At 71.1% G+C, this 20,396-nt stretch carries 22 protein-coding genes; 13 read left to right on the plus strand and 9 right to left on the minus strand.

Annotated elements, in window-relative coordinates; all coding sequences use genetic code 11:
* Positions 1–62: 62 nt before the first annotated feature.
* From IEY55_RS22210 to IEY55_RS22220, 3 genes are read right to left on the minus strand one after another with little or no spacing between them, the layout of a single operon-like run.
* A complete protein-coding gene (locus IEY55_RS22210) occupies positions 63–329 on the minus strand; it encodes an HPr family phosphocarrier protein (protein WP_189060469.1) in 267 nt (88 codons plus the stop codon).
* 32 nt (positions 330–361) lie between these two features.
* On the minus strand, positions 362–1,633 hold the full coding sequence (locus tag IEY55_RS22215; RefSeq protein ID WP_189060470.1) for a PTS transporter subunit EIIC: 1,272 nt from the start codon (positions 1,631–1,633) through the stop codon (positions 362–364).
* On the minus strand, positions 1,630–2,424 hold the full coding sequence (locus IEY55_RS22220) for a GntR family transcriptional regulator (RefSeq protein WP_189060471.1): 795 nt from the start codon (positions 2,422–2,424) through the stop codon (positions 1,630–1,632). Before IEY55_RS22220 ends, IEY55_RS22215 begins: the two co-directional genes overlap by 4 nt.
* Positions 2,425–2,703: 279 nt before the next feature.
* On the opposite strand from IEY55_RS22220, the gene IEY55_RS22225 reads away from it, so the two are divergent.
* The 9 genes from IEY55_RS22225 (at position 2,704) to IEY55_RS22265 (ending at position 10,196) form a co-directional block, all read left to right on the plus strand.
* Positions 2,704–2,937: a PTS sugar transporter subunit IIB gene (locus tag IEY55_RS22225; protein WP_189060472.1), complete on the plus strand. Its 234-nt coding sequence runs from the start codon at positions 2,704–2,706 to the stop codon at positions 2,935–2,937.
* Positions 2,934–3,389 carry a PTS sugar transporter subunit IIA gene (locus tag IEY55_RS22230; protein ID WP_189060473.1) on the plus strand — a complete coding sequence of 152 codons (456 nt, stop codon included), beginning with the start codon at positions 2,934–2,936 and terminating at the stop codon, positions 3,387–3,389. Before IEY55_RS22225 ends, IEY55_RS22230 begins: the two co-directional genes overlap by 4 nt.
* Positions 3,390–3,742: 353 nt before the next feature.
* Positions 3,743–4,393 carry a prepilin peptidase gene (locus IEY55_RS22235; RefSeq protein ID WP_189060474.1) on the plus strand — a complete coding sequence of 217 codons (651 nt, stop codon included), beginning with the start codon at positions 3,743–3,745 and terminating at the stop codon, positions 4,391–4,393.
* A 59-nt stretch (positions 4,394–4,452) separates the two neighbouring features.
* Entirely contained in the window at positions 4,453–5,670 is a 1,218-nt protein-coding gene (gene aroC / locus IEY55_RS22240; protein WP_189060475.1) for a chorismate synthase, read from the plus strand.
* Positions 5,667–6,176: a shikimate kinase gene (locus IEY55_RS22245; protein ID WP_189060476.1), complete on the plus strand. Its 510-nt coding sequence runs from the start codon at positions 5,667–5,669 to the stop codon at positions 6,174–6,176. The genes aroC and IEY55_RS22245 overlap by 4 nt, the downstream gene beginning before the upstream one ends.
* Positions 6,177–6,257: 81 nt before the next feature.
* On the plus strand, positions 6,258–7,382 hold the full coding sequence (gene aroB, locus IEY55_RS22250) for a 3-dehydroquinate synthase (protein ID WP_189060477.1): 1,125 nt from the start codon (positions 6,258–6,260) through the stop codon (positions 7,380–7,382).
* A 77-nt stretch (positions 7,383–7,459) separates the two neighbouring features.
* The gene (gene aroQ / locus IEY55_RS22255) at positions 7,460–7,894 is read left to right on the plus strand and encodes a type II 3-dehydroquinate dehydratase (protein WP_189060537.1); all 435 of its coding nucleotides are present in this window, start codon (positions 7,460–7,462) and stop codon (positions 7,892–7,894) included.
* The gene (locus tag IEY55_RS22260) at positions 7,891–8,436 is read left to right on the plus strand and encodes a GNAT family N-acetyltransferase (protein ID WP_189060478.1); all 546 of its coding nucleotides are present in this window, start codon (positions 7,891–7,893) and stop codon (positions 8,434–8,436) included. The genes aroQ and IEY55_RS22260 overlap by 4 nt, the downstream gene beginning before the upstream one ends.
* 218 nt (positions 8,437–8,654) lie before the next feature.
* A complete protein-coding gene (locus IEY55_RS22265) occupies positions 8,655–10,196 on the plus strand; it encodes a glycoside hydrolase family protein (RefSeq protein WP_189060479.1) in 1,542 nt (513 codons plus the stop codon).
* Positions 10,197–10,371: 175 nt separating this feature from the next.
* Here IEY55_RS22265 and IEY55_RS22270 read toward each other — a convergent pair whose 3' ends face one another.
* The 3 genes from IEY55_RS22270 to IEY55_RS22280 form a co-directional block, all read right to left on the minus strand.
* Positions 10,372–11,253: an ABC transporter permease gene (locus tag IEY55_RS22270; RefSeq protein WP_373290047.1), complete on the minus strand. Its 882-nt coding sequence runs from the start codon at positions 11,251–11,253 to the stop codon at positions 10,372–10,374.
* A gap of 23 nt (positions 11,254–11,276) precedes the next feature.
* Positions 11,277–14,180: an alpha/beta fold hydrolase gene (locus IEY55_RS22275; protein ID WP_189060481.1), complete on the minus strand. Its 2,904-nt coding sequence runs from the start codon at positions 14,178–14,180 to the stop codon at positions 11,277–11,279.
* Positions 14,181–14,257: 77 nt separating this feature from the next.
* Positions 14,258–14,608 (minus strand): putative quinol monooxygenase, encoded by a 351-nt coding sequence (locus IEY55_RS22280; RefSeq protein ID WP_189060482.1) that lies wholly within the window; start codon positions 14,606–14,608, stop codon positions 14,258–14,260.
* A 396-nt stretch (positions 14,609–15,004) separates the two neighbouring features.
* Between IEY55_RS22280 and IEY55_RS22285 the strand changes: the two genes are divergently transcribed.
* Together IEY55_RS22285 and IEY55_RS22290 are read left to right on the plus strand one after the other, a co-directional pair.
* Positions 15,005–15,991 (plus strand): TerC family protein, encoded by a 987-nt coding sequence (locus tag IEY55_RS22285; RefSeq protein ID WP_189060483.1) that lies wholly within the window; start codon positions 15,005–15,007, stop codon positions 15,989–15,991.
* A gap of 354 nt (positions 15,992–16,345) precedes the next feature.
* Positions 16,346–16,819 (plus strand): Imm1 family immunity protein, encoded by a 474-nt coding sequence (locus tag IEY55_RS22290; RefSeq protein ID WP_189060484.1) that lies wholly within the window; start codon positions 16,346–16,348, stop codon positions 16,817–16,819.
* A 478-nt stretch (positions 16,820–17,297) separates the two neighbouring features.
* Here IEY55_RS22290 and IEY55_RS22295 read toward each other — a convergent pair whose 3' ends face one another.
* The 3 genes from IEY55_RS22295 to IEY55_RS22305 all read right to left on the minus strand — a co-directional run bounded on the left by IEY55_RS22295 (position 17,298) and on the right by IEY55_RS22305 (position 19,272).
* Positions 17,298–17,954: an RES family NAD+ phosphorylase gene (locus IEY55_RS22295; protein ID WP_189060485.1), complete on the minus strand. Its 657-nt coding sequence runs from the start codon at positions 17,952–17,954 to the stop codon at positions 17,298–17,300.
* A 42-nt stretch (positions 17,955–17,996) separates the two neighbouring features.
* Positions 17,997–18,581, minus strand: coding sequence for a helix-turn-helix domain-containing protein (locus IEY55_RS22300; RefSeq protein WP_189060486.1), 585 nt, complete (start codon positions 18,579–18,581; stop codon positions 17,997–17,999).
* A gap of 130 nt (positions 18,582–18,711) precedes the next feature.
* Complete coding sequence (locus IEY55_RS22305) at positions 18,712–19,272, minus strand: HdeD family acid-resistance protein (protein WP_189060487.1); 561 nt, start codon at positions 19,270–19,272, stop codon at positions 18,712–18,714.
* Positions 19,273–19,375: 103 nt separating this feature from the next.
* On the opposite strand from IEY55_RS22305, the gene IEY55_RS22310 reads away from it, so the two are divergent.
* On the plus strand, positions 19,376–19,696 hold the full coding sequence (locus tag IEY55_RS22310) for a hypothetical protein (RefSeq protein ID WP_189060488.1): 321 nt from the start codon (positions 19,376–19,378) through the stop codon (positions 19,694–19,696).
* Positions 19,693–20,343, plus strand: coding sequence for a hypothetical protein (locus IEY55_RS22315; RefSeq protein ID WP_189060489.1), 651 nt, complete (start codon positions 19,693–19,695; stop codon positions 20,341–20,343). The genes IEY55_RS22310 and IEY55_RS22315 overlap by 4 nt, the downstream gene beginning before the upstream one ends.
* Positions 20,344–20,396 lie beyond the last annotated feature (53 nt).

Raw genomic sequence — 20,396 nt, forward strand, 5'->3', positions numbered from 1 at the left:
CCTCCCTCATTCCAACATCATCAGGCTGTCGTGCCCGTCACCAACCTCTATGGGCAGTACAGCTAGGCGTCGAGGTCCTTCGCGATGAGATCGGCGATGGCGGCCAGGGCTTCCTCCGCACCCTCACCCTCGGCGGTGAGCACGACCTCGTCGCCGTGCCCGGCGCCCAGCGTCATCAGCCCCAGGACGCTGGCCGCCTCCACCGGCTGGCCGCCGTCCTTGGCGATGGTGACCGACACCGGCTGCTCGGCCGCGGTCTTGGCCAGTACCGCGGCCGGGCGGGCGTGCAGCCCGACCTTGCTGGCGACGACGACCCGTCGTTGCGGCATCTCTTGTCATTCCTTTCTCTTTCCTCGCTGGATCAGACCCGCGGGCGGGTCGTCTCGTTGGTGGTCTCCGCGTCGTTCGTCGCGTCCTCCTCCTCACGGCCGGGCGTGCGCAGGTTCCACCGCGTGATCACGAACCGGAAGAGGAAGTAGTAGATGACGGCGTACCCGATGCCGATCGGGATCAGCATCCAGGAGTCCTTGGAGATCCCGTAGTTCAGCGCGTAGTCGATCGCGCCCGCGGAGAAGGTGAATCCGGTGTGGATGTCCAGCGCGTTGACCAGCGCGTGCGCCGTTCCGGTGAGGAATGCGTGGATCAGGTACAGCGGCCACGCCACGAACAGGAACGCGAACTCCAGCGGCTCGGTCACGCCGGTGAGGAACGAGGTCAGCGCGGCGGAGAACATGATGCCGCCCACGACCTTGCGCTGCTTGGGCCTGGCGCACCGGTAGATCGCGAACGCCGCGGCGGGCAGGGCGAACATGAAGATCGGGAAGAAGCCGGTCATGAAGGTACCGGCATCCGGGTCGTGGGCCTTGAAGAAGCGGGCGATGTCGCCGTGCTCGCCGTTGTACTCGCCGAAGACGAACCACAGGAACGTGTTGATGATGTGGTGCAGGCCCAGCGGGAGCAGCAACCGGTTGATGATGCCGTAGAGCCCGCCACCGATGATCGCGCTGCCGGTGACCGCCTCACCGATCGCGGTGATTCCCTTGTCGAACAACGGGAACAGCAGGCCCAGTACCACGCCGAGAACCACCATGGTGCCGGCGGTGATGATCGGGACGAACCGTCGGCCGCCGAAGAACGCCAGGTACGGTGGCAACTTCACTCGGTGGTACCGCTGCCACAACAGGGCGGCGACAACGCCGGAAATCAGACCGGTCAGCACGCCGTAGGGCCAGGTGTTGGGCATCTTGCCGAGCGCGTCGGCGGTCGCGAAGGTGCCCTCCTTCGCCGGGTCCGGGTGCTGGTTCATCGTCATGATGACCCGGCTGAGCACGAGGTAGCCCACCACGCCGGCCAGCGCCGTCGACCCGTCGGACTTCTTGGCGAAGCCGATGGCCACACCCACCGCGAACAGCAGTGGCAGGTAGTCGAACAGCACGCCGCCCGCGCCGCCGATGACCGCGGCGGTCGTCTTCAGGGCATCGAACCTGCCGAGCAGGTCGTCCTGGCCGATCCGGAGCAACAGGCCGGCGGCTGGCAGCGCGGCGATCGGCAGCATCAGGCTGCGACCGAGACGTTGCAGGACGGCGAGTCCCTTCACGTCCCGGGTGCTGGCCTGGGCGGCGGCAGCGCTCATCGGGAACCTCCGTGGACGGGGTGGGGACCGGAACCCGGGACGCTCCGGTCGAGCTGCATGGTCACCTGGTAAAGATCGCCCCGGTACCAGGACGTCATGTCTTCGAGGGGTGCGCCGTGTGCGCTGGAAACGCGGCGGAAGGCGAGCAGCGGGCTACCCGGCCGGACGCCCAGCAGCCGGGCGGTGGCCCGGTCGGCCGGGTCCGCCCGCACGGTTTGCCAGCCATGGTCGGGGCGTGCCCCGTACTCGTCGGCAAGGAGGGCGTACAGCGAGGCGGACAGGTCGTGCTCGAGCAGCTCGGGCAACCGTCCGGGGTGGTACCAGCCGCGCTCCACCGCCAGGGGAGTGCCGTTCGCGGTGCGTACCCGCACCAGCCAGTAGGCGGGCTCGCCCGGTCCCAGACCGAGCGCGGCCGCGGTCTCCGGTGGGGGAATGCGCTCGGCGCGTTCGACCACCACGGTGCCCGGCCGCATCCCGCGTTGCCGCATGTCCTCGGTGAACGACTCCAGGTAGAGCTGAGCCTCCACGCGGGCGCGGGCGGTGAAGGTGCCCTTCCCCCGTACTCTCGCCAGCAGTCCGTCGGCCACCAGCTGGCCCACGGCCTCGCGGACGGTGAGCCGGGACACGCCGTAGCGGGCGGCCAGCTCCCGCTCGGACGGGATCGGGGAGCCGGGCGGGAGTTCCGTCTCGGCCAGGCGCCGCAGAATCTCGCGCAGCTGCGCGTGCTTGGGAGTGGGGCCGTCCGCCAGCCGGTCCCCGGCTGGCCTGGCAGGGCATGCCTGCTCGGCCACGGCGCACCTCCCTGTGCTGACCTGCGTGGATGACTGGCGGTCGACGGACCGTGACCGTCGGACCGCCGATGGTCCGTCGACCGGTTGACCCTCATTGGTACGGTCCGGTCTAAACCAGTTGCCCGGCAGGATGCGTTGCCACCCGAATGGGTGTCAACTGTGCGTGGGATTCCGGGAGCCGAGCCGTAACCTGCGGCCTCGGCCCGGCACCCCCTACCCCCAACCGGGCGCACTGGCGGGAACGGCTCGACGGCGAGCCGGAGTCGAGGAGGACACCAAGTGGCGGACAAGGCGGCGGCGATCCTCGCCGGTCTCGGCGGCGCGGACAACATCGAGGAGATCGAGGCCTGCATCACCCGGCTGCGGTGCGAGGTGAAGGACGGCTCCCAGGTCGACGAGGCCGCGCTCAAGGCGGCCGGCGCGCACGGCGTCATGCAGCAGGGCGCGGTCGTGCAGGTCGTGGTCGGGCCGGAGGCGGACACCCTGGCCGAGGACATCGAGGACCTGATGTGACGCTGCAGGTGTTGAGTCCGGTCGAGGGCACGGCGCTGCCGCTGTCGGAGGTCGGCGACCCGGTCTTCGCCCAGGCCATGGTGGGCCCGGGCATCGCCGTCGACCCGGCCCGCGGGGCCGGTGACGCCGTCGCCCCGATCGACGGCACGGTGGTGACCCTGCACCCGCACGCCTTCGTCGTGGCCACCGACTCCGGCGCCGCGGTGCTGGTCCACCTCGGCATCGACACGGTCCAGCTCAAGGGCGACGGCTTCACGCTGCACGTGGTCAAGGGGGAGACCGTCCGCGCCCGGCAACGGATGATCAGCTGGGACCCGGCCACGATCGAGGCAGGCGGCAGGTCCCCGGTCTGCCCGGTGATCGCGCTGGACGCGACCGCGGAGGCGTTGACGGGGCTCCGGCAGCCGGGTCAGGTCGCGGCCGGCGAGCCGCTGTTCACCTGGCAACGCTGAGGCGGGAGTGACCTCGTCGGGGTGGGCCTCCTCGGTGGGGCGGTCCACCCCGACAGCGCCACGGGTCCGTGGCCGAACGGGCCCGGAGGCCAGCCGAGCTAGTACCTCGCCCGAGTCACGCCCCCGCCCACCCGGGTCTGCGCAGCCCACGGCCAGCCTAGTGATCAAGAGAGTCGCGAGGCAACGGTGCGCTCGGCGGCTGTGGATAACTCGGCGGGTTGTGGAAGAGGGGGAGAAGGGGTTCGTGGAGTTCGGCGTCAGATTTGTAGGAGCACGGGCGCCGATTCGTATGACACGCGCGGTGTCGTGTGGAAACACAACCGCCGAAACATCTTGCCCACCAGCCTCGTCCCATGAGCGACGTCTTGATCGGGCTGATACCGGCCGCGACGATTTCGGGCCTGGGTGCGGGGTGGGGCGGACGTTGCCTGCTCCGCCGGTTGCGGCGTGGGGTCACGCTTCACCCACCGTGGTGTGAGCCGGCGGTCGCCGTGCTCTGGACGGTGGCGACGACCATCGCGGCCTTCGGCGGCTTTCCTGCCTGGTGGCTTCCGGTGCCCCTCGCACTGGGCTGGCTCGCCGTCCTGCTCACCGCGACCGATCTCGCCCGTCGCCGTCTGCCCGATGCGTTGACGCTGCCGGCCTACCCGGCAGCGGTGGTCCTCCTCGCCGTGGTGTCGTGGCTCGGCCCCGGTGTTGACCTCGCGCTGCGGGCACTGGGTGGCGCCTGCCTGTTCGGGCTGGCACACGCCGCGGTGCATCTCGTCGCACCCACCGCCCTGGGGGCGGGTGACGTGAAGCTGGCGGGCGTGCTGGGCGCGCTCCTCGGTGCGGTGAGCTGGCTCGCGCTGATCCAGGGGGCGTTTCTGGCTGGCCTGGTCACACTCGGTCTCGCGGCGCTGCGCCCGAAGACAGCATTGCCGGGCGTGCCACACGGGCCAGGCCTGCTGACGGCAACCTGGACTATCACTGTGCTCCCACCGGCCGCTAGCCCATTCGGCTAGTCGCGCCAGCGGTCCGACCGCCTGCTGGGCCAGCCGCCGCGCCGTGGAAGGATGAAGGCGTGCTGCGCTGGATTACCGCGGGTGAGTCGCATGGGCCAGCCCTGGTCGCCGTGCTGGAGGGCATGGTGGCCGGGGTCGAGGTGACGACCGGGGAGGTGGCCACCCAACTGGCCCGCCGCCGCCTGGGCCACGGCCGGGGCGCGCGGATGAAGTTCGAGGCCGACGAGGTGGAGTTCCTCGGCGGGGTGCGGCACGGCCGGACCCAGGGTGGCCCGGTGGCGATCCGGGTCGGCAACAGCGAGTGGCCGAAGTGGGAGAAGGTCATGTCCGCCGACCCGGTGGACCCCGCCGAGCTGGCGGGCCTGTCCCGCAACGCCCCGCTGACCCGGCCCCGCCCCGGTCACGCCGACCTCCCCGGCATGCAGAAGTACGGCTTCCCCGACGCGCGGCCGGTGCTGGAGCGCGCCAGCGCCCGGGAGACCGCGGCACGCACCACGTTGGGCGCGGTGGCCCGGGCCTTCCTCCGCCAGGTGTTGGGCGCCGAGGTGCTCAGCCACGTCGTCGCGATCGGCACCGTGGACGCGCCCGACGGCGTCCTGCCCGGGCCGGGCGACCTCGAGGCGATCGACGCCAGCCCGGTGCGCGCGTTCGACGAGGCGGCGAGCGCGGCCATGGTGGCCGAGGTGGACGCCGCCAAGAAGGACGGCGACACAGTCGGTGGGGTGGTCGAGGTGCTGACCTACGGCCTGCCCCCGGGCCTGGGCTCGCACGTGCACTGGGACCGCCGGCTGGACGCCCGGTTGGCCGGTGCCTTGATGGGCATCCAGGCCATCAAGGGGGTCGAGGTCGGTGACGGCTTCGCCACCGCGCGCCGCCGGGGCAGCCAGGCGCACGACGAGATCGAGCCGGCCAACGGCGCAACCGGGGTGTCCCGCCGCTCCAACCGGGCCGGTGGCCTGGAAGGTGGCATCACCAACGGGGAGCCGTTGCGGGTGCGGGTGGCGATGAAGCCGATCTCCACCGTGCCGCGCGCGTTGTCCACTGTGGATGTTGCGACCGGGGAGCAGACGGTGGCGATCAGCCAGCGCTCGGACGCCTGCGCCGTGCCGGCCGCGGGCGTGGTGGCCGAGGCGGTCGTCGCGCTGGTGGTGGCGGACGCCGTGCTGGAGAAGTTCGGCGGCGACTCGCTGCCGGAGACCCGCCGCAACGCCGAGGCGTACCTGGCCGCCCTCCGGGAGGCCACCGAGCAGCGGATGCGGGCGGAGGCGGAGCGGTGAGCCCCCGGGTGGTCCTGGTCGGGCCGCCCGGCAGCGGCAAGACGACCGTCGGCCAGCTCCTGGCCGAGCGGCTCGGGCTGGCCTTCCGCGACACCGACGTCGACGTGGCGGCGACCGCCGGCAAGACGGTCTCCGACATCTTCACGCAGGACGGTGAACCTGCCTTCCGTGCCATGGAGGAGCAGGCCGTGGCCACCGCACTCGCCGAGCACGACGGCGTGCTGGCCCTGGGCGGTGGCGCCGTGCTCGCCGAGCGAACCCGCAAGCTGCTCGCGGATCACGTCGTCGCGTTCCTCAACGTCGGGCTGGCCGAGGGCGTGCGCCGCACCGGGCTGTCCACCGCTCGGCCCCTGCTGACCGGCGTCAACCCCCGCGCCACCTTCAAGGCGTTGCTGGACGCCCGGCTGCCGCTCTACCGCGAGGTCGCCACCCTCGAGGTCGACACCGACCACCGGGAACCGCAGGTGGTCGTGGCGGACGTCCTGGCCGGCCTGCCCGCGCGGTGACCGGCCCGGGGCCGGCAGCATGGCCGGAGGGCAGGATCTGGTGGGATGGAACCCGGCGCCGGGGCGAGTGAAGGGATCGTGATGGACGGGACGGCAGCGGCCGAGCCGGTGCGGATCCGGGTGAGCGCGGAGCGGCCCTACGACGTGGTCGTGGGCCGGGGCCTGCTCGCCGAGCTGGTCGAGGCGGTGCGGGACGCGCCCACCGCGGCGATCGTGCACCAGCCCACGCTCGCCACCACGGCGGAGTCCCTCCGCGAGGAGCTGGTCAGCGCGGGGGTCGACGCGCACCGGGTGGAGATCCCCGACGCCGAGGACGGCAAGAGCCTGGCCGTGGCCGGGTTCTGCTGGGAGGTGCTGGGTCGGATCGGGTTGGACCGCACCGGTGTCGTGATCTCCCTCGGCGGCGGTGCCGTGACCGACCTCGCCGGCTTCGTCGCCGGCACCTGGATGCGCGGGGTCCGGGTCCTACACGTGCCCACCACGCTGCTCGGGATGGTCGACGCCGCGGTCGGCGGCAAGGCCGGCATCAACACCGAGGCCGGCAAGAACCTGGTCGGCGTCTTCCACGAACCGGCCGCCGTGCTGGTCGACCTGGTCACGCTGGAGTCGTTGCCCCGCAACGAACTGGTCGCCGGGATGGCCGAGGTGATCAAGGCCGGGTTCATCGCCGACCCGCGCATCCTGGAGCTGGTCGAGGCCGACCCGGCGCACGCCGTCGACCCGACCGGTGACGTCCTCGCCGAGCTGGTGCGCCGCGCCATCCAGGTCAAGGCCGACGTGGTCGGTGCGGACCTGCGCGAGTCCCACCTGCGCGAGGTGCTCAACTACGGCCACACGCTCGGGCACGCGATCGAGCGGCGCGAGCGGTACCGGTGGCGGCACGGGGCCGCGATCAGCGTCGGCATGGTGTTCGCGGCCGAGCTGGCGCGTGCGGCCGGCCGGCTCGACGACGCCACCGCCGACCGGCACCGCAGCGTGCTCTCCGCGCTCGGGCTGCCCACCAGCTACGACCCGGACGCCCTGCCACAGCTGGTGGAGGGCATGCGGGCGGACAAGAAGACCCGTTCCGGCGTGCTGCGGTTCGTGGTGCTGGACGGCCTGGCCAAGCCGGGCCGGCTGGAGGGGCCGGACCCGACGTTGCTCGCCGCCGCGTACTCGGCGGTCGCCGGCGAGCCGACCAAGGGCGGCGGCAGCATCCTGCTGTGATGACGCGCCACCGTGGCGGGACACCGGGCAGGCGTCGTCGGGTGCGGACGCGGAGGCAGGACGCGGAGGTGCGAGCGGTGAAGGTGCTGGTGCTCAACGGCCCCAACCTGGGGCGCCTGGGCCGGCGGGAGCCCGACGTCTACGGCCACACGACGTACGACGACCTCGTGCGGTTGTGCAAGGGGACCGGTGCCGAGCTGGGCCTGGAGGTGGAGGTCCGGCAGACCGACCACGAAGGCGAGATGCTGGGCTGGCTGCACGAGGCGGCCGACGAGGCCGTGCCCGTCGTGCTCAACCCGGCCGCGTGGACGCACTACTCCATCGCCGTGCGGGACGCCTGCGCGCAGCTGACCGCCCCGCTGGTCGAGGTGCACATCTCCAACGTGCACAAGCGCGAGGAGTTCCGGCACCACAGCTACGTCTCCCCGGTCGCCACCGGAGTGATCGCCGGCCTCGGCGTCACCGGCTACGCCCTCGCCTTGCGCTGGATCGCCGAGCACGCCCGCCCGTGAGTGGCCCGGTCCTGCGTACCGAACGGCTCCTCCTCCGCCTGGCGACATTCGCTGACCTCGAGGCGGTGGCGCGGATCTACGACGACCCCGAGGTGATCCGCTACCTGGAGCCCGCCCGGTTCGCCGACGGCCGGTCGCGGTCCTGGCTCGGCGAGGTGCTTGCGCGGCCGCACCCGGAGGGCATGGGGGTCTTCGCCGTCGAGTACGAGGGCGAGGTGGTGGGCCGGGTGAATCTTCGGCCGTCCACCGAGTTGCCCGCCGGCCTGATCGAGGTCGGCTGGTACCTGGCCCGCCCGTACTGGGGGCGGGGGCTGGCCCTGGAGGCGATGACCGCGCTGGTCGGGCACGGCTTCGATCGCCTCGGGGTGCCCGCGTTGTGGGCGCTGGTCCCGCGGGAGAACGCGAGCAGCGTGCGGCTGGCCGAGCGGCTGGGCTTCGTCCCCGTCGGCTCGGGGCACTACTACTTCCGCGAGTTCGACGTGCACGTCCTGCTGCCCGACGGGCGGGAACCCGCACCCGGTGAGCGGAGCAACTCGCGGTGATCGAGGGGCAGGCCGCTTTCGGGCCCGGCACACTGGGAGACCGGTCCGGACACGGCGCGGGTCGCGCGGCCAGGTGAGCCGAGCCGGTCCCGAAGGAGGGGAACTCGCCCACTCGGGTGATCGCGAGCCGTAAACTGGTGCACACCCGGGCACCGTCACCGACCCGGGCCGGGAAACTGCCTGGACCGGGCGGGGGAGCTGACGGAGGTCGGGAGCGGGTGGGACGTAAGCCGCGGCGCGTCGTCTGTGCGGTCGCCACCCTCGTGGCCGCGGCCGTGCTGGCCGCGTGTGGCACCTCGAGCCAGGGCGTGGAACCGACCGAACGACCTTCCAGCATCGGCGCTCCCAGCCCGCAGAACCGGGCCGACGCGCCGAACACACCACCCAGGACGCTGCAAACGGGTGCCGAGCGGAACAGTTCCGGGGTCGTGGTGTCCGGCGGTGGCAGTGCCCCCTACAACTACGGGCCCACCGTCATCCGCGAGGACGGGCGCTACCGCGTCTGGTGGTGCAGCCAGCTTCCCGGCGCCGGACCGGCGGGTGACGACGTCTTGTACGCCGAGTCGACGAACGCGGAAGGGCCGTTCGCCGCTCCCGGTGGCGCGCAGGCGGCTCCGGTCTTCAGCGGCAGTGGTGGCAGTTTCGACGCCATGCACACCTGCGACCCGTCGGTGATCAAGATCAACGGGACCTACTACCTGTACTACACCGGCGCCGCCAGCGACGATCACGCGCACGGCAACGCGATCGGTGTCGCCTCCAGCCCGGACGGCATCCGCTGGAGCCGCATGGCCGACGGGCAACCGATCGTGCGGCCCGCCGGGGACGAGATGCGGGAAAACGCCTATGGCGCAGGGCAACCCGCCGCGCTGTACCTGGACGGCTGGTTCTACCTGCTGTTCACCGACACCAGCGGGCGTGCCGCTGGGTGGAACGGAGCAGGCCAGTTCGTGTTGCGCGCCAAGGAGCCGACGTTCCGGACCGACGTGCAGGCGTTGGAAGACGGCGGCTTCGCCCCGGTTCGGTCGACGAGGTCGCCGCGGACGAGGTCCGTGGTGGACGCGTTCAGCGCGGACTGGATGTGGGTGGACGCCCTGGAAGCGTTCGCCATCGCCCACCAGACCGAGCATGGCACGACGATCACTTTCTGGGACCGGGACTTCAACCGCAATCCCTACCAGCCGCTGCTCGTCAAGGGAACGTGGAAGGAAGGTCCCGGTTTGGTGCGGCGTGCGGACGGGCATGCACCGATCAGCGTGGGCGATCCGTGTGCTCGGGTGCCGATCGATGTCTACCGTGCCACGCGGTTGACCCAGGTCCCGCAGGACGTGCCGACCGATATCGCGCGGTTTGGGCTCGATGTGGAAGGCGTCGACGGTTGCGGCACCCGTGACCGTGCCCTTGCGGTCCTTGACGGTTTCGCCGTTCCGTCGCCCGAGCGCACGATCGACCTTCTCACGGGCGGAAAGGCGTTGCGGGTGGAGCGGCGTAGTGTCGCCGAGGCGATGGCCGTGCGTGTGCTGGACAAGCGGCCCGCCGCCTTGGACAACGTCGATATTCCCGTGGCGGGGTGGGTGAAGCCCGGCGTTCCCGCTGTTCGTGCCGCCGAGCGTCCCCTGGGTTTCCTGTTGGCGGATGGTCGGTTGTGGCCCATCGGCTCCGAGGAGGTGGCGAAGCTGAACTCGTCCCGGATCAGCGATGTCACCACCTCCCGGTGGGACTCCTACCCACCCGGCCCCAACCTCACCGCCCTCCGCTGAACCTGGCGGTGACCGAACACCGGTACAGCCATGCTTTGTGGCTTCCCGGGCGCGGCGAGCGGCAAGGACCAAGATCAGGCCGAGAAGCAACGAGCGCGATCAGCCCGACGCATTCCGGCCGGCCCAGCCGGTGCCCCACAACCGGCATCCACCTCGTCTCGTGCGAAACCTGGTCCTAGCTGGTGATGTCCTTGGTGGCGAAGCGGCGGAAGGCGAGCAGGCCGAAGACCGCCGCGTAGGCCAGCGCCGAGAAGACGCCGCGCGTCATGTCACCCCAATCCACGTCGGTGGTCAGCAGATCGGCCCACGCCAGCGTGTAGTGCGTCGGCAGGTACTGCCGCAGATCGCCGAGCGCGGTAATCGAATCGAGGATCTGCGACAGGATCGACGCCAGCACCGCCCCACCGACCGCGCCCAGCGGAGCGTCCGTCGAGACACTGAGCAGCAACGCCAACCCAGCCACCCACGTCAGGTGCAGCGCGAGATACCCGACCGCCAGGGCCAACCTGCCGACACCAGCACCGAGCGACATCGCCTCACCGGCCGGCGTCACCAGCTCACCCAGCCCGTACCAGGCGACACCGACACCCAGCGCCACCAGCGGTAGCAACACCAACCCGAGCAACGACAACAGCCCGGACACGACAGCCTTCTGCCGGAGCAAGCGATGCCGGGGCACCGGCACGGCCAACAGATACTTCAGGCTCGACCAGGACGCCTCGCTGGCCACGGTGTCGCCGAAGAACAACGCCACCACAACGACCAGCAGGAAGTTGGCCGAGGCGAACAACGCGAACGACACGAAGTTCGTCCCACTCGCGGTGGCCAGGTCAACCAGCCCCCCGGACCGCCGGTTGCGCTCGTCACTGCCCAACTCGAACGCCAGCAGCAACAGGAACGGCAACAGCGCCAGGAAGCCGAGCGTGAGCTGGGTACGCCGCCGCCGGAGCTGCCGCGCCAGCTCCACCCGCAACCGCAGGGTGTGCCGCGCCCGGTACCCGGTGGCCGAGCCGTCCGGATTCGGCGGTTCGGCCACTGGCCCGGGCAACTCCGGCAACGTGTAAGCGGTTCCCGCCTCACTCACTCCACGGCCTCCTCTCCGACCAGTTGCAGGAACGTGTCCTCCAACCGGCGTCGCGGCCCGGCCTGCTCCACGGCGACCCCGGCCCCCACCAGCGCGGCCACCGCCGCCGAGCGGGACAACCCGGCCAGATTGGCGTGCACGACCTCGCCGTCCACCGTCACCTCGCCGACACCGGCGAGTTCACGCAGCGCACCCGCGGCCCGCTCGGCGTCGTCCACCCGGAACGTCGCCTCGTCCCCGCCGACCAGGTCGCCGACCGCCCCGGCCGCCACGAGCCGGCCATGGTGCATCACCACGACGTGCGTGCATGTCTGCTCGACCTCTGCCAAGAGGTGGCTGGACACCAGCACGGTGCGCCCGGTGGCGGCGTAGCGCCGCAGCACCTCCCGCATGTGGTGGATCTGCGGCGGGTCCAGCCCGTTGGTCGGCTCGTCGAGCACGAGCAGGTCGGGCAGGCCGAGCATGGCCTGCGCGATCGCCAGCCGCTGCCGCATGCCCTGGCTGTAGGTGCCCACCTTCCGGCGCACCGCCTTGCCCAGCCCTGCGATCTCCAGCGCCTCGTCCACCCGCGCCTGCTCGGCCGGCCGCCCGGTCGCGGCCCAGTACAGCCGCAGGTTGTCCGCGCCGGTCAGGTGCGGCAGGAAACCGGAGCGCTCGACGAAGGAACCGATCCGGGACAACACCGGCGCCCCCGGGCTCACCCGCCGCCCGAACACCCGGATCTCCCCGGACGTGGGCCGCACCAGCCCCATCAACATGCGCAGGGTCGTCGTCTTGCCGGCGCCGTTGGGACCGAGCAACCCCAGGACCTGCCCGCGCTCAACCCGGAACGACAGCTCGTCGACCGCGGTGAGGCCACCCGGGTAGGACTTGGTCAGCTCGGAGATGACCAAGGGAACGTCAGCCAGATCCTTGTCGACGTCATCGGAGTACCGGCGACGCACGGCCGCACCGAGCGACACCAGGGCCACGACCACGACCACGGTGGCGATACCGAACACCGGCCCCGCCGGCAGTCCACCGCCGGATGCCCGCCGACCCGGCACCAGCGGTACCGACACCGCGTCGTCGGCAAGCTCGACCCGGTGCACCGCGGGCTCGACGGGGTTGGCGTAGCCCTCGTCCGTCGTCGTCGCCACCAGCTGCAGCCGGTGCCCCGACTCCACCGGACGCACGATGCCCGGCAGCGTCACGGTCACCTCGACCGGAGTGCCGTCGGCGGGAAGACCCGTCACCCGCACCGGGGCGACCCCGCCGCCAGGCAGGGTGCGTCGCCCATCCGGCCCGACGTCGTAGAGCTTCACGAACAGCACGGCCTCGCCGTGGTGCGGCTGTCCCGGCACCGCCGAGACCCGCAACCGCACCTGCGGGGCACCGGTGACCAGCAGCTGGGACTCCAGCGTGTCGCTGGTGAAGGTGGCCGCCTGGCCCGGCGGATCGAGAGCGAGGCCACCGGTCAGCCCCGCGCCACCGGGCACCGCACTCAGCCCGGGCAGCGAACTGATGGCGGCCGGGTTGCCGCCGGGCGGGCTCAGCACGACCTGGGCGGGGCCGGAAAGCCGCAGTGACCGCCGCTCGGTGTCGCTGCTCTCCTCGAGTCCGGGGTACGCGGGGGAAACCACCGTCCGCACGCTCGGCCCCCGCGTACGCAGCGCTCCCTGCACGGCGTACTCGAAACCGTTCCCCGGCTCGTCGCCGTCCTGCCTGCCGAGGTAGGCGCCGAACCAGTCACCGATCTGCCCACGCAGGGCCGGACCGGGCGCGCCGCCGTCATGACCGCCCGTGTACCAGACGACCTTGACGGTCCCGCCCGCCGCCGCGATCTGCCGCGCGGTCGCGTCCGCCTGGTCCAGCCCGAACAGGGTGTCCTGCTCGCCCTGCACCAGCAGCGTGGGCGCATGGATCCGGTCGGTCACCGTGGCCGGGGACGACCGCCGGAGCAGCTCCACGGCGGCGGGGCTGGCACGACCGGTGGTCGCGACCTCGACGTATGCCTGGCACACCTCGGGACGGAACCGACCACAGGTGGCGGGCCCACTCGTACTCGGCAGGGCCGAGGGCGCGGCGGGCCGATCACCACCGTCCTGCCCGTCGCCGCTCCCACCCTGGGGAACGCCGGTTCCCCCGGTGTTGCTGTCGTCGGGCGTCCGCTGGCCGGGCTCGGGCGCCTCGTGCCGCGGAACCGTCCCACCGCCACCGGCGAGCCCGGCGGAGAAGAACACACCCGCCCACCCGCGCTTGAACACCCCGTCGGCGGCGAACGCACCGGCAGCCGGGGTACGCGCGGTGACCTGACCGTTGGTGCCCGCGTTGGGCACCAACGCCTGCACCAGGTCGTTGTAGGTCATCACCGGGGCGATCGCGTCCACGCGACGGTCGGTGCCGGCGAGCAGCAACGCGAGCGCGCCCCCGTAGGAGGCGCCGGTGACGCCCACGCGTGGGTCGCCGGGCCCATCCGTGGTCACCTCCGGTTGCCGGGCCAGCCAGTCCAGCAGCTGCTGTGCGTCGGCGACCTCGTAGTCGGGGGAGTTGAGGGCGATCTGGCCGGTGGAGCGACCGAACCCGCGCGCCGAGTAGGCGAGAGCGACGAAGCCCCGCCGGGCGAGCTCCCGCGCGTCGTCGGCGACGGAGTCCTTGCTCCCGCCGAAACCGTGCGCGATCAACACGGCCGGTGCGGGCACCCGTTCAGGCAGGTAGAAGGTGGCGTCGATCTGGACCCGTTGGTCCTTGGCCGGGCCGTCCACCACGTCGATCTGCACGTCGCGGGTGGCGATGGGGGCGGGCTCGGCGTCGTCGGGCGACCAGCCGACGATGCCGGCAAGGGCGAGCAGCGCGACGACGAGCGCGAGTACGGCGAGCCGCCGGCGGCGGGGCCGGCGGCGTCTCGGGGGCGGGGGCACGACAGCGACGTTAGGCGACCGGAACCCGTCCTGGCGCACCAACCCTCCCGATCTTCGCGCGGATCCGACGCGGGCGTTCAGCCGTCCGCGGATCCGGTCGTGGTCTCGTCGTCGGGTACGTGGACCTCGTCGGCGGTGCTGAGCTGGATCTGCATCGCGTGCTCGACGTGCGGTGGTTCGGCGAAGTACTCGGCCACCGCGTCCCGCCACCGCACGAAGCCGTCGGAAGCGTAGAAGACCTCGGTGTGGTCGGCGACCGACTCCCACTCACCGATCAGCAGGAACCGGCCGGGGCTGGACATGCTACGGATGAGCCGGAGCGAGCGGCAGCCCGCGTCGAGCACGTGCCGGGCGGCGGCGGAGTACGCGGCGAGGAACTCCTCCTCCACGCCCTTGCGGATCAGCAGCTCGACGATGGTCAGGACCACGGGCTCGATCGTCCCATGGTGTGGTGACTGTTTCGGCACCGGATTACTCCGATTGGGTGAAGAGTTGATCTCAATTCCGACAGGTCTGCGGTGATTTCGTCACCTAGCGTGTCTGATCGCGATTCGCGGTCCGCCAGCGGGTTGCCGGTCCCGGCGGGGAGCTGCTGCGTCCGGTGGTCCCGGCACCTCAGGGGCGGCGTAAGAATGGTCACCCTCGCTGGTGCGGCGGCAGGTTGCTCCGTGACAATCTTCGGCAGCTGTGGAGGGGAGTATTCCTTCGCGGCGGCATCGTCATCACGGACCCCGAGTGCACGGGCGCCCGGTGCCGTCGACCGGTCAGCGGCCGGTGGGAGAGACCTCCGGTGATCGGCGCGTGCCCTGCACCGGAGGTGATAGGTGAACATTCCCGCCTGGGTCTGGATCACGACCATTGCGGGCCTGCTTCTGCTGCTCGCGATCGACCTCGTGATCGTCGACCGCAAGCCACACGAGGTCACGATCGGTGAGGCGGCGCGGTGGGTGGTCTTCTACGTCGCGTGTGCCGCGTTGTTCGGCGTGGGCTTGTGGGCCTTCGCCGGTGGCGTCCCGGCCAAGGAGTTCGTCGCCGGCTACATCACCGAGTACTCGCTGAGCGTCGACAACCTCTTCGTCTTCGTCGTGATCATGGCGAAGTTCTCGGTGCCACCGATCCACCAACACCGCGTGCTGCTGTTCGGCATCGTGCTCGCGTTGGTGATGCGCGGCATCTTCATCGCGGTGGGCGCGGCGGCGATCGCCGAGTTCAGCTGGCTCTTCTACTTCTTCGGTGTGTTCCTCATCTACACCGCGTGGAAACTGGCCACCTCCGACGAGGAGGACGAGGAGTTCAAGGAGAACGCGGCCCTGCGGTACGTGCGCAAGGTGCTGCCGGTCACCGCGGACTACCACGACCACCGCTCCTTCGTGCGGCTCGACGGCAGGCGCTGGGTGACGCCGATGTTCGTGGTCATGGTCGCCATCGGCACCACCGACCTGCTGTTCGCCCTGGACTCGATCCCGGCGATCTTCGGCCTGACCAAGGAACCGTTCCTGGTGTTCACCGCCAACGCGTTCGCGCTGTTGGGTCTGCGGCAGCTCTACTTCCTGATCGGTGGGCTGTTGAACCGCCTGGTTTACCTGTCGCACGGGTTGTCGGTGATCCTCGGCTTCATCGGTGTGAAGCTGATCCTGGAGGCGCTGCACGGCAACTCGCTGCCGTTCCTCAACGACGGCGAGCCCGTCCCGGTGCCCACCGTGAGCATCGAGGTCTCGTTGGTCGTGATCGTCGGGGTGCTGACCATCACCACGATCGCCAGCCTGGTCAAGGCCAAGCGCGACCCCGAGACTGTGCGCAACGTCAGCTGACGCAGTACGCGTGGTTCAGCAGGTCGCCACCAACCTTCACGTGCCGACCGCGGTCCCGCGACTCCGGTAGGTCCGGGACTCATGAGACGCTGTGCCGGCCATCGTGCGGTGCCTGCTCAGGGCGCGCGCCACAGCCGCAGGGGATAGCGCCGTTGGGGTGCTTCCACCGGGAATAGCTGCTCCGAACAGCGCAGCCTGCCGTGTCGGTTGGCCCGGCGGCGCTCGGCGCAGGGACGCTGCACCGGACGCCGCCTGCCACCCAGTCGCCCGATCGAGTGGTATCTACGCGGAGCGACCCGGTTCGTTGCCGTATCCCGACCTGACACCTACCCCGGACGGCCCAGTCTCTCCGCCGTGCCGTACACGATCGAGGCGTACTACGCCAACCCACAGGGTGCGGACTCGGTCCTGCTGAGCGCCGCGGAGGAACTGGACGGGCTCGTCGACGATCTCGCGGCCGCCGGGCCGGAGGACCGCGACGCACTGCTCTACCTGGCTGGGGTGGAGGTGCCGGCGCGGGAGCTGCGGGTCGAGGTGGATGGACAGGCCAGTGTCGGTGCCCTGTCGTTCACCGAGGACACCGGTTCGACGGCCACCTGGTTCAGCCACTCCGGTCATGGCGGGGGCGGGCTGACCACCCTCTACGCGGACCGGGTGAGCCGCATGCCCTTCCCGCCGGACGCGCTGCTACCCCTGGACACGGTGCGGCAGGCGCTGCGCGAGTTCCGCCGCACCGGGCAGCGGCCCACCTGCGTCGACTGGCAGCCCGCCGGCTTCCAGCTCGCCGCGGCCGCCTGCGCGTTGACCTGGTTGCAGGTCCCGGCGTGACCCGGCCGTGGCAGCACGCCCCCGCTCGCGATCGCCGCTGCACCACGGCCGGCGCGGCCACCGCGGAGCGCTCGCCGATGAACGCCTCGGGACACCCAGCGTGGGGGCGAACCGTCCACGGCGGCTGAGGTCCTCCGGTCCGCCTGGCTGAGCCGCGGGATCACGGCACCGGCCGCACATCCGAGGGCCACCCGGCATCGGACGTCCGCCGTACAACAGAAGCCCAGCACTGAGCCCACCTCGTCACGCGATCCGATCCGTTACGGCACCGGGACGAACCGTGACCACAACGGAGCTCGATGTCGAGCTTTCCATCCTGGATCGCGGCGCTTTCGCGCCGCCGCTGGGCTGAATTTCCTACCCGGATCCCGAAAGACAGTCCACGCGGGATTCGGCGAGGTGCCCGGCCGCCTTCCGGCATCAGGGATTCCATCCTTGGGCCGCCGGTGATCGCCGTCGAAAAAGTGACGGAATCGGCTCACCCGAGAAGGGTGTAGTTCAGTTCCTCGCAGATCCGGCCCAGGGGGAGGTCGAGCCCGGGGTGGTCCAGCGGGAGCAGCACGTCCGGCGCCTCCGGCAGCGTGGTGGCGCCCGGCGGGTCCCACAGGCACAGCGCCGGGTTCCCGGAGTCCATCGACGACCGGTACCACAGGCCGTCCAACTCCGGATAGGCCGCGCGGATGGCGCGCGCCCACGCCTGCGTACGGTCCTTGGGGCCGCTGGAGATCGCCTGCGACGCCCCGGCCCGCGTCGGCCACAGCCCGGCCAGGTCGAGCAACCGCAGGGTGCGGCGCGGCCGGAGTACCACCAGGTGTGGGCTGCGGGTCCTCCGGTCCACCGTGGACGTCGCCTGGTACACCTCGGCGATGCTGGTGCGCACCGAGAGCCCGAAGTAGAGCACCCCGTGCTCATGGGTGTGCCCGGGGCTGCCCTCCGGGGCGATCGGATGTGGGTCGAACCGCGCGTGCGGCAACGGCCCGGAGTAACGGAACGTGTTCCACTGCTGCGGATGTCGGCCGGCAGCGGTGAAGATGCGAACCAGCCGGGTGGCGCGGTGCACCGCGACAACGTCCTCGGTGCGGCGCAGCAGTGCCTGCAGGACAGCCGGAGGGGGCGGCTGGGGAAGCCGTGCCATGCGCGTCCAGTCGTCTCCAGGGTCGGGGGAGTGGTCCCGGGGTCAGGCAGGGCTGCCCAGGACCGACGCCAGCCGCGCGACGCGCTCCGGGTCGCCGCCGGCCAGCAGCCACTCGCGGGGGGTCGCCTGCCGCTCACCCAGCGGCAGGTCCTCCTGCGGTGTGGTCATGAACGCGGCCACCACCAGCGGCGGCTGGTCCGGCGGAAACGCGGGCAGGACGACCTCGACACCGGGCAGCAGGCGACCGTCGGCGAACTGCCACGCCGGTAGCCGCCAGCCGCCGCGGTCCTTCCAGCCCATCAGCCGGCCGGCCGCGATCCGGTGCCGGACCCGGCTGGCGTCGACGTTCAACCGGGCCGCGGCCTCGGTCACCGTCAACGCGGTGTCCCGCAGCACCGCCTGGGTGGCCACCGCACGGGCCCGCGGGTCCGGGTCGGTGTCGCTGCGGGGTGTGAGGTCCACACCGACCTCGGTGAGGGCCTCGCGCTGGTCGCTGGAGAAGTACGCACCCGGGTCCGGGTGCGGCGGCGCAAGACGACGCGCAGCGTCCTCCACCAGGGTCAGGAACTCCGCTGCGGTCACCTTCAGGCCGGCTCGGGCCAACACCGTCTCCAGCGCGACACTCATGCGCACAGCTTATCTCGGCCGTGCGCATCCGTGCGCCTATGTGAGCAAATCAATGAGCTAGTTTCACCATACGCGCGCGTCCCACTACCGTGCGTTGTGCTTTTCGGGTGATTTGTGGGTGACTATTCACTCACAAAGACGTGCTGGTGAACTTCTTTCCTAGTGCGCGGAGTCGTAGGCCGAGGGCCACCAGCACCACGCCCCAGACGAGTGCGAACAAACCGATCAGGGTGACCAGGGCGAGCGCACCCCGGCCCGGCTGCAGAAGCAGCAGTAGACCGAGCGCCACGGTCAACACGCCGGCCAGGCCCAGCAGCCACTCGTTCGAGACCAGCCGCCGCAGCCGGAACGCGCCCACGATCTGCAGCACCCCGGTCACCACCGCCCACACCCCGATGACCACCAGCAGCACGAGGGCGGTGATGTCCGGCCACACCAGGGCTGCGATACCCGCGAGCAGGCCCACGACACCGAACAACACCCAGGTCCAGCGGTCCACCGGCTCGGCGGTCCGGCTGCTGAATGCCGCGGCCAGCCCGAAAACCCCGTCGACCAGGGCGAAGAAGCCCCACAACAACACCAGGGCCAGTAGCGTCAGCCCGGGCCAGATGATCGCGAGGATCCCGAACAGGATGGCTGCGACTCCCCGCACGACCGGCACCCACCACGCCCGCAGCAACAGTGCGCCCATGCTGACCTCCTCGCCGCCATGCTCGGCCCACCACCCCGACCCCACAACTCGACACCGCCCCCGTCAGCCGGTCGAGATCGCTAACCTGCCAGCCGGAGGTCCCATGTCGCCGCTGCCCTACTCGTCCACGTCGGATCCGCGGTTCCGGGACCGGTTCCTCGACGGAGCCCGGTTCCACCTCCTGCCCGACCCGGCGACTCCGGAGATCGTCACGGTCAATGGCGCCTGTCCGCGGTGCGGACACCCGCTGTCGCACACGTTCGAGCTGTACGAGCCCGACGACTACGGTCCCGAAGGCGGCGAGGAGCCGATCGAGATCGTCCTGCAGTGCATGTGCCCGGACGAGCACCCGGGCCGGCCGGCGAACCGCTCCACCGGCTGCGGTGCGGGCTGGCGGGTCACCCTGCCCACGGGACAACAATGACCGGCCGTTCCGAGGATCCGGACAATGCTCGGGGCGACAGTGGCGCCCTGAGCGAGACCGAGCTGGCGGCATTGGCCGCGCTGGGGGACGAGACCGGGGACGAGGTGCTCACCCGGCTCAAGGACAGCGCCGAACGCTGGCGCAACGGGTTGGGCGGCATGACCGGACTGGTCGGTGCCGCGTTGGTGTTCAAAGGGCCGGACCCGGTGCAGGGCCTTCCCCTGTGGGGAAAGCTCCTTCTCCTCGCCACCACCCTGCTGACGCTGGCCGCGGGAGTTGTCGGCGCGTTCTGGGCGATGCGCGCGGCCTCCGGCCCGATCCGCATGACCAAACGTGGGTTCGATCCGATCCAGCGGCTCCAACAGCGCACGCAACGCCGCAAGCGTGTGGGCACGCTGGTTCGGCGCGCCACGGTCTCCGCACTCATCATGATCGTCGCACTGGTGACGACGGTGGTGCTCGGCTGGTTCCTGCCGCGCGGCAACAGTTCGAGATCCGCACGCGTGGAGCTGGCCGACGGTGGTGTTCTGTGCGGACAACTCGAACGGCTGGACCAGAACACGGTGGAGTTGACCGTTGCGGGAAACCGCCAAACGTTGGCCCGCACGCAGGTTCGCGTGGTCGCCGAGGTCATCGCCTGCTCGTGAGCCGTCCGGCCGCACGCAGGTATCCGTTTCCGCGACCAGCCCTTCCTCCGAAG

This window comes from Longimycelium tulufanense, assembly GCF_014645795.1.
GTDB lineage: Bacteria > Actinomycetota > Actinomycetes > Mycobacteriales > Pseudonocardiaceae > Longimycelium > Longimycelium tulufanense.

Bases quoted from the DNA above. Each gene is read 5' to 3' on its own strand.
- IEY55_RS22210 (WP_189060469.1), bottom strand. From the start codon at position 329: ATGCCGCAACGACGGGTCGTCGTCGCCAGCAAGGTCGGGCTGCACGCC.
- IEY55_RS22215 (WP_189060470.1), bottom strand. From the start codon at position 1,633: ATGAGCGCTGCCGCCGCCCAGGCCAGCACCCGGGACGTGAAGGGACTC.
- IEY55_RS22235 (WP_189060474.1), top strand. From the start codon at position 3,743: ATGAGCGACGTCTTGATCGGGCTGATACCGGCCGCGACGATTTCGGGC.
- aroB (WP_189060477.1), top strand. From the start codon at position 6,258: ATGGACGGGACGGCAGCGGCCGAGCCGGTGCGGATCCGGGTGAGCGCG.
- IEY55_RS22295 (WP_189060485.1), bottom strand. From the start codon at position 17,954: ATGGCACGGCTTCCCCAGCCGCCCCCTCCGGCTGTCCTGCAGGCACTG.
- IEY55_RS22300 (WP_189060486.1), bottom strand. From the start codon at position 18,581: ATGAGTGTCGCGCTGGAGACGGTGTTGGCCCGAGCCGGCCTGAAGGTG.
- IEY55_RS22305 (WP_189060487.1), bottom strand. From the start codon at position 19,272: ATGGGCGCACTGTTGCTGCGGGCGTGGTGGGTGCCGGTCGTGCGGGGA.
- IEY55_RS22310 (WP_189060488.1), top strand. From the start codon at position 19,376: ATGTCGCCGCTGCCCTACTCGTCCACGTCGGATCCGCGGTTCCGGGAC.
- IEY55_RS22315 (WP_189060489.1), top strand. From the start codon at position 19,693: ATGACCGGCCGTTCCGAGGATCCGGACAATGCTCGGGGCGACAGTGGC.